17 protein-coding genes are annotated in these 16,629 nt (G+C 40.1%); all 17 read left to right on the top strand.

Annotated elements, in window-relative coordinates:
- Window positions 1–239 precede the first annotated feature (239 nt).
- The gene (locus CPRO_RS12345) at window positions 240–884 is read left to right on the top strand and encodes a histidine phosphatase family protein (RefSeq protein ID WP_066052346.1); all 645 of its coding nucleotides are present in this window, start codon (window positions 240–242) and stop codon (window positions 882–884) included.
- A gap of 4 nt (window positions 885–888) precedes the next feature.
- On the top strand, window positions 889–2,124 hold the full coding sequence (locus tag CPRO_RS12340; RefSeq protein ID WP_066052343.1) for a BaiN/RdsA family NAD(P)/FAD-dependent oxidoreductase: 1,236 nt from the start codon (window positions 889–891) through the stop codon (window positions 2,122–2,124).
- A gap of 14 nt (window positions 2,125–2,138) precedes the next feature.
- Window positions 2,139–2,822: a (d)CMP kinase gene (gene cmk, locus CPRO_RS12335; protein ID WP_066054042.1), complete on the top strand. Its 684-nt coding sequence runs from the start codon at window positions 2,139–2,141 to the stop codon at window positions 2,820–2,822.
- Window positions 2,819–3,409, top strand: a complete 591-nt coding sequence (locus CPRO_RS12330; protein ID WP_066052340.1) for a lysophospholipid acyltransferase family protein — start codon at window positions 2,819–2,821, stop codon at window positions 3,407–3,409. Before cmk ends, CPRO_RS12330 begins: the two co-directional genes overlap by 4 nt.
- A complete protein-coding gene (locus CPRO_RS12325) occupies window positions 3,406–5,373 on the top strand; it encodes a bifunctional 4-hydroxy-3-methylbut-2-enyl diphosphate reductase/30S ribosomal protein S1 (RefSeq protein ID WP_066052338.1) in 1,968 nt (655 codons plus the stop codon). Before CPRO_RS12330 ends, CPRO_RS12325 begins: the two co-directional genes overlap by 4 nt.
- Window positions 5,374–5,976: 603 nt before the next feature.
- Window positions 5,977–6,186, top strand: coding sequence for a hypothetical protein (locus tag CPRO_RS15425; protein WP_157881682.1), 210 nt, complete (start codon window positions 5,977–5,979; stop codon window positions 6,184–6,186).
- Entirely contained in the window at window positions 6,135–6,785 is a 651-nt protein-coding gene (locus tag CPRO_RS12320) for a transporter substrate-binding domain-containing protein (protein WP_157881681.1), read from the top strand. Before CPRO_RS15425 ends, CPRO_RS12320 begins: the two co-directional genes overlap by 52 nt.
- A gap of 448 nt (window positions 6,786–7,233) precedes the next feature.
- Window positions 7,234–7,878 (top strand): deoxyribose-phosphate aldolase, encoded by a 645-nt coding sequence (gene deoC / locus CPRO_RS12315; RefSeq protein WP_066052335.1) that lies wholly within the window; start codon window positions 7,234–7,236, stop codon window positions 7,876–7,878.
- A gap of 70 nt (window positions 7,879–7,948) precedes the next feature.
- Window positions 7,949–8,749 (top strand): transporter substrate-binding domain-containing protein, encoded by an 801-nt coding sequence (locus tag CPRO_RS12310; protein ID WP_066052331.1) that lies wholly within the window; start codon window positions 7,949–7,951, stop codon window positions 8,747–8,749.
- A 24-nt stretch (window positions 8,750–8,773) separates the two neighbouring features.
- Window positions 8,774–9,445, top strand: coding sequence for an amino acid ABC transporter permease (locus CPRO_RS12305; RefSeq protein ID WP_066052328.1), 672 nt, complete (start codon window positions 8,774–8,776; stop codon window positions 9,443–9,445).
- Window positions 9,432–10,160: an amino acid ABC transporter ATP-binding protein gene (locus CPRO_RS12300; RefSeq protein ID WP_066052325.1), complete on the top strand. Its 729-nt coding sequence runs from the start codon at window positions 9,432–9,434 to the stop codon at window positions 10,158–10,160. The genes CPRO_RS12305 and CPRO_RS12300 overlap by 14 nt, the downstream gene beginning before the upstream one ends.
- A gap of 807 nt (window positions 10,161–10,967) precedes the next feature.
- Window positions 10,968–11,660: a DUF554 domain-containing protein gene (locus tag CPRO_RS12295; protein ID WP_066052322.1), complete on the top strand. Its 693-nt coding sequence runs from the start codon at window positions 10,968–10,970 to the stop codon at window positions 11,658–11,660.
- 254 nt (window positions 11,661–11,914) lie between these two features.
- A complete protein-coding gene (gene rimP / locus CPRO_RS12290) occupies window positions 11,915–12,382 on the top strand; it encodes a ribosome maturation factor RimP (protein ID WP_066052319.1) in 468 nt (155 codons plus the stop codon).
- A gap of 23 nt (window positions 12,383–12,405) precedes the next feature.
- Window positions 12,406–13,548, top strand: a complete 1,143-nt coding sequence (gene nusA, locus CPRO_RS12285; protein WP_066052316.1) for a transcription termination factor NusA — start codon at window positions 12,406–12,408, stop codon at window positions 13,546–13,548.
- Between the two features lie 19 nt (window positions 13,549–13,567).
- On the top strand, window positions 13,568–13,843 hold the full coding sequence (gene rnpM / locus CPRO_RS12280; RefSeq protein ID WP_066052314.1) for an RNase P modulator RnpM: 276 nt from the start codon (window positions 13,568–13,570) through the stop codon (window positions 13,841–13,843).
- Window positions 13,836–14,150, top strand: a complete 315-nt coding sequence (locus CPRO_RS12275; RefSeq protein WP_066052311.1) for a L7Ae/L30e/S12e/Gadd45 family ribosomal protein — start codon at window positions 13,836–13,838, stop codon at window positions 14,148–14,150. Before rnpM ends, CPRO_RS12275 begins: the two co-directional genes overlap by 8 nt.
- A 44-nt stretch (window positions 14,151–14,194) precedes the next feature.
- Window positions 14,195–16,627: a translation initiation factor IF-2 gene (infB, locus tag CPRO_RS12270; RefSeq protein WP_066052307.1), complete on the top strand. Its 2,433-nt coding sequence runs from the start codon at window positions 14,195–14,197 to the stop codon at window positions 16,625–16,627.
- Window positions 16,628–16,629: the final 2 nt, after the last annotated feature.

Below are 16,629 nucleotides of genomic sequence, written 5' to 3'. Positions count from 1 at the left end.
GTAAGGTGTTGATTTTGAAAATAGTAAGCTCCGGAACATCCGCTGTGGCTTTTGGACCCGAATACAAATTTATGGGTTCGATTTACCCAAGGAGATGCTTTCGGGGCATTTTTTATTGAAAGGACAAGTACAATACCGTATAATATATAGCTAGGGCAACACACCATGATTCATGGTTGATGCCTTGTTTGAATGAGCGGTATCACCTTAGGATATTTGAAAAAAAGGAATGATTTCATATGAAGCAGGATAAAACAAGATTATATTTAATTCGTCACGGAGAAACGGAATGGAATAAGGGTGGAAGGTATCAAGGTTGGACAGACATTGAGCTTTCTGAGGAGGGTACATGGCAAGCCGCACTTTTGGCAAAACGCTTTGAATATATGCCCCTTGACGCCATATATGTGTCCCCTTTAAAGCGGGCTGTTGCTACGGCGGAACCCATTGCAAAACAAAAGGGACTTCCCCTTATCATGGACGAGCATTTTAAGGAAATTAATTTTGGAGAGTGGGAAGGGCACACCGTTGCAGAGTTAACAGAAAAATACGGAAAGCCATATACGGATTTTTTTGATGATCCCTTTGCCCATACGATGCCCGGAGAAGGCTCCTTTCATAAAGTGGCTGAGCGTTCTCTGGCAGGTTTTCAAGAAATTATAAAGAAACACAGAGGACAGCGCGTAGCTATCGTTTCTCATGGGGGATTGCTGCGTGTTCTTATAATTAAATTATTAGGGTTGGATTTGAATATGTACCGCAGGATGTGGTTGACAAATACATCTATTTCTATGATTGATATTACTCCGGAGGACCAAATGTTTTTAATGACCTTAAATGATAAGGCCCATTTGGAAATGGCGGAATTACTGAAAAACGGGTGAAAATATGGGAAAAATTATCGTAGTAGGCGGCGGTGCTGCCGGAATGATTGCGGCAGGTAAAGCGGGAAGCCGTGGACACGAGGTGCATTTATTTGAAAAGAATAACAGACTTGGAAAGAAGATTTTAATTACGGGAAAAGGTCGTTGTAATTTAACCAACGATTGTGATGTTGAGACACTGTTGGAAAACATCCCGGGGAATCCTTATTTTATGTACAGCTCCTTTTATCGTTTGGATAGTAGTGAAACCCAAGCGTTATTTCATCGCCTTGGGTTAGAAACAAAGGTGGAAAGAGGACGCCGTGTTTTTCCAGTTTCCGATAAGTCTTTGGATGTGGTTTTTGCGTTGGAACAATATTTACGTGAGAATAAGGTAAAACAGCACTTGGACAGCCCTGTGGAAGAAATTTTGGTTTCTGACGGTAGGGCTGTTGGTGTGCGTTTAAAAAAAGGTACCATTATTGAAGCGGATGCAGTGATTGTAGCCACAGGAGGATTATCCTACCCTGCAACGGGTTCCACAGGGGATGGATATGGTTTTGCAAAAAAAGCCGGTCATCATGTGACCAAATTATACCCTTCACTGGTACCTTTAAAAGCGGCGGAGGCTTGGTGCAAAGACTTGATGGGGTTAAGCTTGCGTAATATTTCCATAAAGATAAAAAATAAAAAAGGCAAAACTGTTTTTGAAGAATTCGGTGAGATGCTTTTTACCCATTATGGAGTTTCAGGACCTGTGATTTTAAGTGCAAGCAGACACATCCTGTTTTCTATTGACGAAGGGTATCAGCTTTTCATTGATTTGAAGCCCGCTATGGATGAAAAGAAGCTGGATATGCGCTTGCTTAGAGATTTTGAGAAATATGCAAATCGGGATTTTATCAATGCTTTGGGTGATTTGCTGCCTCAAAAGTTGATTCCGGTAATTGCTGAGCTTTCTGGTATTTCTGGGGATAAAAAGGTGAATAGTATTACAAAGGAAGAACGAAAAAACCTTCTTTCTTTATTAAAGGGACTGCCTTTAACCATTACGGGAACGGCTGGTTTTAACGAAGCAGTAATTACCAGCGGCGGAATTTCGGTGGACGAGATTGACCCTGCCACCATGGAAAGTAAGTTTGTGAAGAACTTGCATTTTGCAGGAGAAGTTTTGGATGTGGATGCTTATACAGGTGGTTATAATCTGCAAATTGCTTTTTCCAGCGGCTATGCGGCAGGAGAAGGGGTGCTTTCACAATGACTGGAGGAATCGGTATGAAAAGGTTTGCCGTTGCAGTAGACGGCCCTGCTGGATCGGGGAAGAGCACGGTTGCTAAAGCTGTCGCAAAAAGATTGGGCATCATTTATGTGGATACAGGGGCAATGTATCGAGGTGTGGCTTATGATTGTATACAAAAGGGCGTAGATTGTTCAGATGAAAAGGCGGTTTTGTTGTTGCTTGAGGAGATTCACTTGGAGATTCAGCCTACGCAGGAAGGGCAACGAATTTTTCTTGAAAATCAAGATATAACTGAGAAAATCAGAACCCAACAAATCGGACAAGGGGCTTCCGAGGTGGCAAAGATTCAATCCGTGCGTCAGAAACTTGGAGATATACAAAGAGCCATGGCAAATCAAAATTCTGTGGTTATGGATGGCAGGGATATTGGTACTTACGTACTTCCCCAAGCAGAAGTGAAAATTTATATGGATGCCGGTGTAGATGAGCGTGCAATGCGCCGCATGGGTGAGCTGAAAGCAAAGGGCGAAAAGCCTGATTTTGAGGTGGTACGTAAGGAAATTATCCAACGGGATGAAAATGATATGAATCGCCAACACAACCCTTTGCGTAAAGCGAAGGATGCAGTTTATATAGACACAACGAAAATGTCCATTGAAGAATCTGTAGACAAAATATTAACGATTGTGCAAGAAAAATTAGGGGAGGTGTGGGTATGAGCGTGTATCCTTTTGTAAAGGTGTTAGTGAAGATGCTTTTTAAAATTTTATTTAAGGTAACCATTGTGGGGAAGGAAAATGTGCCTCAAGAAGGCAATGGGGTACTTTGCTGCAACCATATCAGTAATTTCGACCCATTGACTATGGCTGTATATTTGGACAGACTGCCCCGATATATTGCAAAAAAAGAGCTGTTTCAAAATAAAATTCTAGGAGCTTTGCTGCGCAATTTACAAGCATTCCCCATAGATCGTCAAGCGGTGATGGATATGAAAGCCTTTAAAACAGCTATAAATGTGTTAAAAGGCGGAGAATTGCTGGGAATTTTTGCTGAGGGAACTCGGGTAAAAGAGGGTGAGGATAAAGCGGCAAAAGCCGGCGTTGCCATGTTTGCACTAAAGGGAGATGCACCGGTTATTCCTGTGGCAATTTCAGGAAGCTATAAGTTTCGCTCGGAAATCAGAATAGAATTCGGAGAACCGTTGACTTTAGAAGAATATCGTGGCGAAAGAATCACCACTGATTTGATGGAAGAAGTCACAGAAAAAATAATGGGCAGAGTGCGGGAAATGAAGGTTAAGCTATGAGTAAAATTACAGTTGCCCAGTCGGCTGGGTTTTGTTTTGGTGTAAAAAGAGCCATAGAAATGGCCTATCAACAGATAGAAAATAACGAAAAAACCTATTCCTATGGACCGTTAATCCATAATAAAGAAGTGACGGGAGATTTAGAGAAGAAGGGACTAACGATTATTGAAAGTCTGGATAATATTTTTGAAGGTGCAATTCTGGTGCGCTCCCATGGTATTGGAAAAGCACTTTATGATGCATTGGAGGAAAAAGGACTTCCTGTGGTTGATGGGACTTGTCCTTTTGTGAAAAAGATACATAGCATAGTGAAGGAAAACCACGATGCAAACAAAGGAATTATTATTGCAGGAAGCAGTCAGCACCCCGAGGTGGTGGGAATTAACGGCTGGTGCGAAAATGCTGCAAAGATCATTGAGACACCAGAGGAAGCCTCTGCATTGGATTTGCAAGATGGGGCAGAATATATCATTGTGGTGCAGACAACTTTCCGCCAAAGTCGATTTGATGAGATTGTGGCGGAGTTAAAAAAGAAAAAAATTCATCTTTTGGTATTCAACACCATTTGCTCTGCAACGGAGAAAAGACAAGCGGAAGCTGTGTCATTATCCCAAAATGTTGACAAAATGATTGTCATTGGCGACAAAAAAAGCTCTAATACCCAAAAATTGGTGGAAATTTGCAGAAAAAATTGCGAGAATACCGTTCACATTGAAACAATTTGTGATTTGGTGTTGAATAATTTTTCAAAGAATGATAAAATAGGTATAACTGCGGGTGCGTCTACACCACCTGCAATAATTAAGGAGGTAGTTGTTACTATGAGCGAAGCATTTGACAATGCAGTACAAAATTTAGGAGGAAGTGAGGAAATTTCATTCGAACAAATGTTAGAAGAATCTCTCGTTACTCTGCATACAGGCGATGTTGTGAAAGGCACTGTAATTCAGGTTGTTAACGAGGAAGTATCTGTGAATCTCGGCTATAAGTCCGATGGTGTTATCCCCAGAGGCGAATTCAGCGGTGATCCTACAGTAATCCCTAGTAAAGTAATTCAGCCCGGAGATGAGATTGAAGTATTTGTAGTTCGTGTAAACGACGGCGACGGTAATGTTCTTTTGTCCAAAAAGCGTATTGAAGCGCAGAAGGGCATGGAGGAAATTGAAGCGGCTTTCAACGAGAAATCAGTTGTTACAGGTACAGTAACTGAGGTTGTAAAGGGCGGCTTAATCGCAGTTGTAAACGGCGTAAGAGTATTTATTCCCTCTTCTCAGGTTTCAAATAGATTTATTGAAGATTTAAGCGTTTTCAAAGGCCAGGAATTGGATTTCAATATCATTGAAATGGACAGAGTAAAACGTCGTATTATCGGTGGCAGAAAAGCATTGGTTGAAAAAGAAATCAGTGCAAAGAGAGCTACATTGTTTGCTTCCATCGAAGCTGGTGTAAAGGCAACAGGTAAGGTTAGCAGATTGACTGACTTTGGCGCGTTTGTTGACTTGGGCGGCGTTGATGGCTTGATCCATATTTCTGAAATGAGCTGGGGCAGAATCACCAACCCTAAGGAAATTTTAAAAGAAGGTCAGGCAGTAGAAGTGCTTATCTTAGATGTTGACAAGGAAAAAGGTAAAATCAGCCTTTCCTTGAAAGATAATAATATGAACCCTTGGAACCTTGCAGTTGAAAAATATGCTGTTGGTACAATCGTTGAGGGTAAGGTTGTTCGTATGGTACCTTTCGGTGCATTTGTGGAATTGGAACCCGGCGTAGATGGTCTGGTACATATCTCACAGATCGCAAACAAGCATGTTGTAAAGCCTGAAGATGAATTGAAGGTTGGTCAGGTAATCAGCGTGAAAGTTCTTGAGGTAAATACCGAGCAGAAGAAAATCAGCCTTTCCAAGAGACAGGCAGAGGCTCTCGCAGAAGAAGCAGCAGAAGAAGTTGTTGAAACAGAGGCTTAAGTGAAATATGGCCCTTGTTGCTGAAATGTAAGAAATAGAAAAGCTTGTAACTTTAGGCTTTCCATGAGAATAAAGCCCGATTGTTCTTCACAGATTTATCTGTGAGGAACAATCGGGCTTTTATGATTCAAAATAGGAGGGAAGTTACTTTCTCAGAAAAAGTAGGATGATATCATTAAGCTAAAAGGAAGGTTATTTTACAAAGTAGAGTCCGGTATGAGAAACTTATTCCTGTAGATTGAAATATAGAAGGAGAAATAAAAATATAAAAAACATTTTTAGGACAATGATATGGAATTTTATGGTAAAGTTGAATTAAGGAATAATGCATATTTTATTATAATTATCATAAGCTATAACACAGATGTTTTGGATAAGGCAAAGTGTTGATTAAATTTTTATGAATACTTAACAACTCTTTTCTGAAGGTACCTAGCTAATCATTGGGACAGAAGGCTATGGATTGGAATAGATATTTAAATAGGTCTGTAAAAGGTGGAGGAAATTTAATATTCAATGGGAAAAATTGGATATTTGTCACTAAGAACAAATTTAGAAGCTTCTTAAAAAATATTTTGAAATAACAGTAGGGGGCATTAGGAGATGGTTATATTCAAAAAAATTGTTGCTTTAATTACAACATTTGTCATGGTTGTGGGATTGGCTGCTTGTGGTGGTAATAAGGTTACAATCAGTGTAGAGAATACAAATAGCAGTGATACACCTAAAGAAACAAAAAATATATTATTGCAACGAATACAATGTTTGCGCCATTTGAATTCCAAAATAAATTTGGAGAATATGTTGGCATAGATATAGATTTATTGAACGAAATTGCAAAGGATCAGGGATTTGAATATGAGTTAGTACATATGACGTTTAATCAAATGTTGCAGGCCTTGGCAGCGGGAGAAGTGGATGCTGCTATGGGAGGCATAAGCATTACGGAAGAAAGAAAGGAAATCTACGATTATTCTGAGCCTTATCTTGAGGGTGGGATAGTTATGGCTGTAGATGCCACTCGGCATGATATAAAAGGTTTTGAAGATTTGAAAGGGAAAACAGTTGCCGTGGCAGTTGCATTGGGTACCGAGGCAGAATCCTATGCACAGTCCATAAAGGAAAAATATGGTTTTCAAGTAGTGACTTTTCCTGAATTTAACCAGGTGTATCAGGATGTAATAAGTGGAAACAGCCAAGCACTGTTCGAGGATTATCCGGTAATGGGATATTTGATTTCTCAGGGAGTGGAGCTGAAAATTGTTTCTGATATTGAAAAGAGGAGTCCCTACGGTTTTGCAGTGCCAAAGGGAAAAAATGCAGAACTGCTTGAAAAGTTTAATAATGGGTTAAAAAATATAATGGAAAATGGCACTTATGATAAGATTATAAATACATATGTACAAAGTTAATATTTTCTAGTTATTTTTATCATGTGGCAGGAGTGTAAGTAGCTTTTGAAATTGATTGAAGCACATATCTCATAGGAACAGCATGAATAAACGCAAAGGGCTTATCGTTTGAATCCAGACGGCAAGCCCTTTTTTTGCCAGTAGGTGGTATTGTGGGAAGAGGCAACTGAAAAAAATAGTTAGCCATCCCATTTATTCTATTTAACTTAGGGAGGATGACTGCTTGTATACTAGTTCATGTTTACAGAGGACAAACAGTGGAAATAGGAAATGAATAAAATGATATCGGTTTACCTGAAAAATTTTAAAATGAGAAAATATGTAGGAATTTAATTAATTAAAATAATTCATAGAAAAAAAGAGAAGAACCGATTGAAAAAACAACATTGTTGTCAGGTTTTATTTGTGTTATAATTTTAAAATGCGTGAATATAAGGAGGTTGAAACGATGGAAAGACAGTTTATTCTAAACCATATTGATCATACCCTATTAAAACAAGATGCTGTTTGGCAGGAAATTATGGAAATATGCAAAGAAGGAATAGAACAAAAAACTGCATCGATCTGTATTCCCCCATCCTTTGTTTCCAAGGCGGCGTCCTTTGTGCAAGGACAGGTTCCAATTTGTACTGTCATTGGTTTCCCAAACGGGTATCAAACCACTGCGGTGAAGGTTTTCGAAGCCAGCGATGCAATAAAAAACGGCGCTGATGAAATTGATATGGTAATCAATTTAGGTTGGTTAAAAGAAGGGCTTTATGACAAAATATTGCAGGAAATCAATGCAATAAAATATATTTGCGGGGGGAAAGTTTTGAAGGTGATTGTGGAAACCTGCTTGCTTACCCGGGAAGAAAAAATTAAAATGTGCGAAGTTGTAAGCCAATCGAAGGCGGATTATATTAAAACCAGCACAGGATTCAGTAAGGACGGTGCTACTCTGGAGGATATTCAACTGTTTTCCAAGCATGTATTTGGTGGAACAAAGATTAAGGCTGCAGGTGGTATTAAAAGTGTGCAAGATGCAGAAGATTTTTTGCAGGCAGGGGCCGAGCGTTTGGGCAGCAGTTCCTTGCTGGGCATGCTTAAGTAAAATTGCTTTATGACATACTGTTTAAGCAGTATTCATATAAGAATCATGCAAAAAAAGGGAGGATTTAAAGATGAGTTTATTCAAAAAAGTAACTGTAACTGCAATGGCATTTGCTATGGTGATGGGGCTGGCAGCTTGTGGCGGCAGTGATGCAAACAAAGCTGGTAATGAGGATGCTGAAAAGGCAACTGAGGTGGCGAAGAAATACATTGTTGCCACTGATACCACATTTGCACCCTTTGAATTTCAAAATGAGGCGGGAGAATATGTTGGTATTGATTTAGATTTGTTGGCAGCAATTGCTGAAGATCAAGGCTTTACATATGAATTGAACCCTATGGGATTTAATCCAGCAGTGCAGGCTTTGGAAGCTGGACAGGCTGACGGCGTAATTGCCGGTATGAGCATTACAGATGAAAGAAAGCAGAAATTTGATTTTTCAACACCTTATTTTGATAGCGGTGTTGTAATGGGCATTGCAAAGAGCAATGAAGATATTAAGAGTTATGATGATTTATCTGGAAAAACCGTTGCAATCAAAATTGGTACCGAAGGTGCAACTTTCGCAGAATCCATCAAGGAAAAGTATGGTTTCACGACTATAACCTTCGATGATTCCAGCGCAATGTATATGGATGTTATGTCTGGCAACAGTGTAGCTTGTTTTGAGGACTATCCTGTAATGGGTTATGCAATTACCCAGGGTGTAGAACTGAAAATGGTTACTGATATGGAACAAGGCAGCTCCTATGGCTTTGCAGTTGGCAAAGGCAAGAACACAGAGCTTTTAGACATGTTTAACAAGGGACTTGAAAACTTGAAGGCAAACGGAAAATATCAGGAAATATTAGATAAATATATCAAGAAATAAAAATGCAGTAAGGAGCAATGCCTTATGAATGGCTTTTCAAATTTTATTGAATACACAACAGGAATTTTTCCTCAGCTTTTGCGAGGGATGTCCTTAACGTTACAAATGACGATTTTATCACTGATTCTGGCTTTGATTATAGGTATTTTTTCCTGTATGTTTAGTATCTCTAAAATAAAGGTATTGAACGTATTCTCGGGTATCTATTTAAGCTTGATTCGGGGAACACCCTTGATGGTACAGGCGGTATTCATTTACTTTGCCATTCCCGCTGTTTTGGAAATAAAGATTCAGCCCTTTTCTGCGGCAGTTATTGTGCTTTGCTTAAACGCAGGGGCTTATTTATCGGAGATATTCCGCAGTGGCATTATGGCGGTAAACAAAGGTCAGATGGAAGCAGCGAGAAGCCTTGGTCTGCCTTATGGTGTGGCTATGGTAAAGATTATTTTGCCGCAGGCAATTCGTATCGTGATTCCATCGGTGGTAAATCAGTTTATTATTACGTTAAAGGATACCTCAATCCTTTCGACGATTGGTTGTGCCGAGTTGATGCGACAGGGCAACCTCATTGTTGCAAGAAATTTTCGCGGTTTTGAAACCTATGCAGTGATTGCAGTCATGTATTATATTGTGATTACAATTTTGACAAAGGTAGCAAAAATCATCGAAGGGAGGCTGGCAAATGGTAAAGGTTAAGGTGGAAGGCCTAAAAAAAAGCTTTGGTGAACTTGAGGTTCTCAAGGGGATTAATCTTGAGGTGAAAGAGGGGGAAGTGGTTTGCTTAATTGGTCCTTCGGGTTCGGGCAAAAGCACTTTCTTACGCTGTTTAAACCGACTGGAGGAAATTACAGGCGGTATCGTTATTGTTGATGACAATGACTTAACTGCAAAAGGCTCAAATATCAATAAAATCAGAGAAAACATTGGAATGGTATTTCAGCAGTTTAATCTGTTTCCGCATTTAAATGTGTTGGAAAACATTATGCTGGCTCCTGTGGATCGAAAGAAGATGACAAAGGAACAAGCAAAAGAAAAGGCATTGTCTTTGTTGTCTACAGTTGGTTTATCTGAAAAGGCCACAGAATATCCTGCAAATCTCTCTGGTGGACAGCAGCAGCGTGTTGCAATTGCACGGGCATTGGCCATGGAACCGGATATTATGCTTTTTGATGAACCTACCTCTGCCCTTGACCCTGAGATGGTTGGTGAGGTATTGGAAGTAATGAAAAAACTGGCGGCGGATGGCATGACCATGGTGGTGGTTACCCATGAAATGGGCTTTGCAAGAGAAGTTGCTGACCGTGTGATTTTTATGGATGGTGGTTATATTGTTGAAGAGGGCACACCAACAGATGTATTTGGTAACCCTCAAAACAAAAGAACCCAAGATTTCTTAAATAAAGTGTTGTAAAACTTAAGTGGTATCCGAGAAGGAACGTTACGGATTCTGACTCAGCGATCCTCCGATAAGGATGTTTACAAAAATCATAGTTGTTTGCACACAGCCAAACGATTACCGATGAATTGTAAATAATCTTATTGGAGGATTTTTTGTTGGACAGTTTGATATTAAATATACAAGAGCGGAGTTTACTGGCAGGTTTAGCTTGGATTCTTGAATAAAAGGCTAAAATTACAGTGAATTTCTTTTGTAGGATTAAACTGCCATTATAGGATTGCCTTGACTGGCGCAAGTAATCACATTAAAAATAAACTTTAGTAGAAAAGTGTTGGGAATTTATATGTTATGCAGTCAATGAAGTAATATGGTAAAACTGCAACATGCTGGTAAACAGTAAATCTAAAAAAAATTTCTAGAAACACAAGATTTTATTATGTGCAACCATAGATTTCGTATTTGCAACGGATAGTTTACATCATTTACTCAAGTATTGGTGGTGTGCAACGAATAAATCATGCTACAATTTTTACAGGAGGTGATAAATATGAAAATGGCAGAAAGACTGTATGATTTGCGCAAGAGGGCAAATTATTCTCAAGAGTACATAAACAGTGCTCGAATTTTATAAATTCGAGCACTGTTTTATATTATTTATTTAAAAAATTTCCCGTCCTTTGTTTCAAAAGCCAACTGTTGGGGCAGGGTGGAAGTTTGCGTAATTGTTGTAAATTGAAAGAAAAGCAACATTGTATTTATGGACAAACATTACAAAAAATGGTATACTTTCAATGTTTATACAAGGATAGGGGGAGAAAAATGCTGGGTGTTATTGTGAATGTGATTGTAATTATCCTTGGCAGTGGGATTGGCATGGTTTTAAAAAAAGGGATACCTGAAAGAATTTCTGAAACCATGATGAAAGGCCTTGGTCTTTGTACATTATATATTGGGTGGTCAGGTGCATTAAAAGGAAGCAATACGCTTGTTCTGATAATCTCTATGGCAATTGGTATTGTGATTGGAGAAGGTCTGGATTTGGATGCAAGATTAAATCGTTTTGCTAAGAAATTAGAACAAAGATTCAGCAAACAGGACGGAAGCATTTCTATTGCAGAGGGTTTTATTGCGGCTTCCTTACTTTTTTGCGTGGGAGCGATGACAGTAGTGGGTTCTTTGCAGGCGGGCTTATCGGGAAATTATGAAATGCTTTATACAAAATCTGTACTGGATTTTATCTCCTCTATGATATTTGCCTCCACTCTGGGAATAGGGGTTATGCTTTCTGCGGTATTTGTATTGCTGTTTCAAGGGAGCATTGTTTTACTGGCGCAGGTGGTTGCTCCTTTTTTAACGGATGGGGTAGTAGCGGAAATGACTTGCGTTGGTTCGGTTTTGATTTTTGCATTAGGTCTTAATATAGTGGGAATTACCAAGTTAAAGGTTTTAAATTTTTTACCGGCCATGTTTTTTCCAATATTGCTGACGCCATTGTTGGCGCAGATAATCTGATGGTGAATGTAACATTTAAACAATGGTTTTCTTGCGCTTTTTATTTGCACTGGATAGGAATAGCCTTTCATTAAAATGGAAAAGCTCTAAGTACTGGGTACCCTTGTGAAACGGAAAAAAATAGGAAAGTCCTTGCAATTGAGGGAAAACGGTGTTATACTCAGTAAAGAAACTTATAGTATGCGGACGAGAGAGTGGGTAAATGCCCACTCTTTGTTATTGCATAGGCTAAATTTTTATAAAGAGGTGTGGGAATGGCGAAAGTTAGTAATACGGATAGAAAAATACTGCCGATTTTGGAGCCCATTATTGCAGAAAGAAATTTGGAACTGGTTGATTTAGAGTTCGTAAAAGAGGGTGCTAACTGGTATCTACGCGTTTATATTGACAAAGAGGGCGGCGTGGATATTGATGATTGTGAGGGCGTAAGCCGTGCGTTGGAGGCAAAGCTTGACACAGAAGACCCTATTGAACAGGCATATATATTGGAAGTAAGTTCTCCCGGTATTGACCGACCATTAAAAAAAGATGCCGATTTTGAAAAATATCGTGGTGAAATCATTGATATTAAGCTCTATAAAGGATTAAATGGGCAGAAACAATATCAAGGAAAACTATTGGGGTTGGAAAATGGTGTGATTTCCATTGAAGACGAGGAAAACAAGGTTATTACGTTTGAACAGAAGGAAGTTGCCGGCGTTCGTTTGGCAGTGATCTTCTAAAGCTAAGAGGAGGAATAGGAAAAATGGATAAAGCGGAGTTTATGGATGCTTTGAATTTGATTGAAAAGGAAAAGGGCATCGATAAAGAAATTATTTTTGAAGCCATTGAGGCATCTTTGGTTTCGGCTTGTAAAAAGAACTTCGGCAGTGGTCAAAATATCAAGGTAGTGATTGACAGAGAAACTGGAAATGTGGCTTGCTATGCACAAAAAACAGTGACTGATGAAATTAAAGATGAACAGAATGAAATATTACTGGCAGCTGCAAGAGTTTTGAACCCTAACTATACAGTGGGTGATGTAGTTGACTTGGAAGTAACCCCTAGAGACTTTGGCCGAATCTCCGCACAGACTGCAAAACAGGTTGTAGTGCAAAAATTCCGCGAGGCAGAAAGAGAAATTTTATATAATCAATACATTACAAAGGAACGTGAAGTTGTAACAGGTATTGTTCAAAGAAGAGACAGACGCAATATTATTGTTCAAATGGGTAAAATCGACGCTGTTTTGGCATCAAATGAGCAGATTCCCGGAGAACAGTACAACTTTATGGATCGTTTGAAAGTGTATGTTTTGGAAGTAAAGCAGACAACAAAGGGTCCTCAGATTTTTGTATCCAGAACCCATCCAGAGCTGGTAAAGCGTTTATTTGAACAAGAAGTGCCAGAAGTATTTGATGGCACAGTTGAGATTAAAAGCATTGCAAGAGAGGCAGGAAGCCGTACAAAAATTGCTGTTTATTCCAAAGACAAAAACGTGGATGCTTTGGGCGCTTGCGTTGGACAAAATGGATATCGTGTGAATGTCATTGTAAAAGAACTTGGCGGGGAAAAGATTGATGTTATCAATTGGAGCGATGACCCTAAGGAATTTATTGCGGCGGCATTGAGCCCATCCAAGGTTTTGGCAGTTGCATTGAATGCAGAAGAACAAAGCGCAAAAATTGTTGTGCCTGATCATCAGCTTTCATTGGCCATCGGTAAGGAAGGACAGAATGCCAGACTTTCCGCAAAACTGACCGGATGGAGAATTGACATAAAGAGTGAAACACAAGCAAAGGCAACAAACTTTATATCCGAAGAACCTGCGGATGCCGTGGATATGGAAGAAGCAATGGATGTTGTGCATATGGAAGAGATGCAGGAAGAGGAACTGACACAAGAATAAGAGCGGGGAGGATGATAGTATGAAGCAAAGAAAAATTCCTCTTAGAAAATGTACCGGTTGTCAGGAAATGAAAAGTAAAAAAGAGCTCATTCGTATTGTTCGTAATGATGAAGGTGAATTTTCCTTGGACAAAACAGGGAAAAAGCCAGGTCGAGGTGCATATATATGCCCATGCAGCGAGTGCTTGACAAAGGCGCAGAAATCCAAAGGTTTGGAGCGTTCCTTTAAGGCACCTGTACCTAAAGAGGTATATGAACAGCTTTTGAGAGAACTGAGTGGTGAGGAACATGAGTAAATTTTACTCTCTTTTAGGATTGTGCAAAAAGGCCGGCAAGGTCGTTGGTGGAGAAGTTGCTGTGGAAAATGCAATTCGTCAAAAGACAACAGAGTTGCTGATTTTAGCAGGGGATGCATCGGGAAATACAAAAAAGAAATTCAATAATTCGGCGGCGTACTATAAAATTTCACTCATCGAGATGGGGGATAAAGTGAGTTTGGGCAGTGCGATTGGTGACGAATTTCGGGCAATCCTTGGAGTGACGGATAAAGGCTTTGCAAAAAAGCTAATGGAGTTAGCGGAAGAAGAAAAAGGTCGTGAATGAAAAGGGAAAAACGGTTTTTCGTTTGCAAAGTAGAGGTGTAGTGAATGTCAAAGATTCGAATCTATGAATTAGCAAAACAACTTGGTGTTACAAATAAGGATTTAATGGCAAAACTAAAAAGCATTGAGATTGAAGCATCCAGCCATATGAGTGTTTTGGAAGCGGAGTCTGTGGAAAAGGTAAAGAAATTATACGCCCCCAAGGATGGAGCATCTGACAAGAATGCAGTGCAAAAGGATGCGACGAATCAGGGAAGCAATAAGCCTGCCCAAAATCAAGGAGGAAATAGACCTGCTCAGAATCAGGGTGGAAATAGACCTGCTCAGAATCAAGGAAGCAATAGACCTGCTCAGAATCAAGGCGGCAATAGACCTGCTCAGAATCAGGGTGGAAATAGACCTGCCCAGAATCAAGGTGGAAATAGACCTGCCCAGAATCAAGGTGGAAATAGACCTGCCCAGAATCAGGGAGGTAATAAAGACGAGGTTAAGAAGGATATCGAAAAGAAGGATGCCCCACGTCAGCAGCCAAATGCCCCAGTGAAAAAAGATGACAAGAATGCTAAGGGCAACAAGAAGGATGACAGAAACGCAAAGGGAAATAAAAAGGATCAAAGACCTAAAGAAAATCCTATTGAGCGTAGACGTCGTGAAAGAGAAGAAGAAGCTGCTCTTATGGCAGAGTTGGAAGCTTTGGAAGCCGAAGAAAGAGCTGCGAATCCCGAACCTGTAACAAAGACCATTCCTGAAACAACTACAGTGAAGGATTTGGCTGAGGTGCTTGGGAAAAAAGGTTCTGACCTTGTGATGAATTTAATGAAAAAGGGCAAAATGATGAATATCAATGCTGCTCTTGATTTTGAAACAGCAGCTACAATTGCTTTAGAATATAATGTTATTTTGGAAAAAGAAATAGAAGCGGATATTATGGAGACTGTATTTGCTGAGGAAGAGGAAGATGACAGCCTTTTAGAGGAACGTCCTCCTGTTGTGGTTGTTATGGGTCACGTTGACCACGGCAAAACCTCCTTGTTGGATGCAATTCGACACAGTGATGTAACCAAAGGTGAAGCCGGCGGCATCACACAGCATATCGGTGCATATACCGTTCAAATTGCGGGAAAACCCATTACTTTCTTAGATACACCCGGACACGAAGCTTTTACTGCAATGCGTATGCGTGGTGCTCAGATTACAGACATCGCTATTTTGGTGGTTGCGGCTGATGATGGTGTTATGCCTCAAACAGTTGAAGCGATTAACCATGCAAAAGCGGCAGGCGTGGAAATTATTGTTGCAATTAACAAAATGGATAAACCCTCTGCAAACCCTGACCGTGTAAAGCAGGAATTGACAGAATTCCAGCTGTTGGCTGAAGATTGGGGCGGTGAAACCATTTGTGTACCTGTTTCTGCAGCTACCAAGGACGGCATTGATACCTTATTGGAAATGATTACTTTGGTTGCGGAAATGAAGGAATTACGTGCCAACCCCAACAAAAATGCAAGAGGTGTTATCATCGAGGCGCAGTTGGATAAGGGCAGAGGTCCTGTTGCAACAGTTTTGGTACAGGGTGGAACACTACAGGTAGGCGATCCCATTGTGGCAGGTTGTGCTTACGGAAAAATCAGAGCAATGACAGATGATAAGGGCAGACGTGTGAAGAAGGCCGGTCCATCTACTCCTGTTGAAATTTTGGGTCTTTCTGAAGTGCCTACTGCCGGTGACGGTTTCTATGTTGCAGAAAATGATAAGCAGGCAAGACAGGTTGCAGAAAGCATTGTAGCAAGAAACAGAGAAAATCTGATAAAGGATACACCTCAGAAGGTTTCTTTGGATGATTTGTTCTCTCAAATCCAAAGCGGCAATATGAAGGAATTAAATATTGTTGTAAAGGCTGATGTACAGGGTTCTGTTGAAGCTGTTCGCCAGAGCTTGGAGCGTTTATCTAACGAAGAAGTACGTGTGCGCATCATTCATGGTGGTGTTGGTGCTATTACAGAAAGTGACGTTATGTTGGCTTCTGCATCCAATGCAATTATCATTGGGTTTAATGTTCGTCCTGAGCCCGCGGCAAAAGCCTTTGGAGATGAAGAAAAGGTTGATATTCGTTTGTATCGTGTCATCTATAATGCAATCGAGGATGTAACAGCAGCAATGAAGGGTATGCTGGATCCTGTATTTGAGGAAAAAGTACTGGGTCATGCTGAGATTCGTCAGCTGTTCAAGGCATCCGGCGTAGGTACCATTGCAGGCAGCTATGTTAAGGATGGCAAATTTATTCGTAACTGTAAGGTACGTATTTTGCGTGACAATATTGTTGTTTACGAAGGTGATTTGGAAAGCTTAAAGCGTTTTAAGGATGACGTGAAAGAAGTTGCGGCAGGCTATGAATGCGGTTTGGTTTTCAAGAAGTTTAATGATTTAAAGGAAGGTGACTGGGTAGAAGCCTTCACCATGGTTGAGGTACCCAGATAATT

Origin of the sequence: Anaerotignum propionicum DSM 1682 (assembly GCF_001561955.1) — a bacterium.
GTDB lineage: Bacteria > Bacillota > Clostridia > Lachnospirales > Anaerotignaceae > Chakrabartyella > Chakrabartyella propionicum.
Note: the sequence above shows the minus strand (reverse complement) of the source record. Positions and strands in the feature narration are given on the sequence as shown.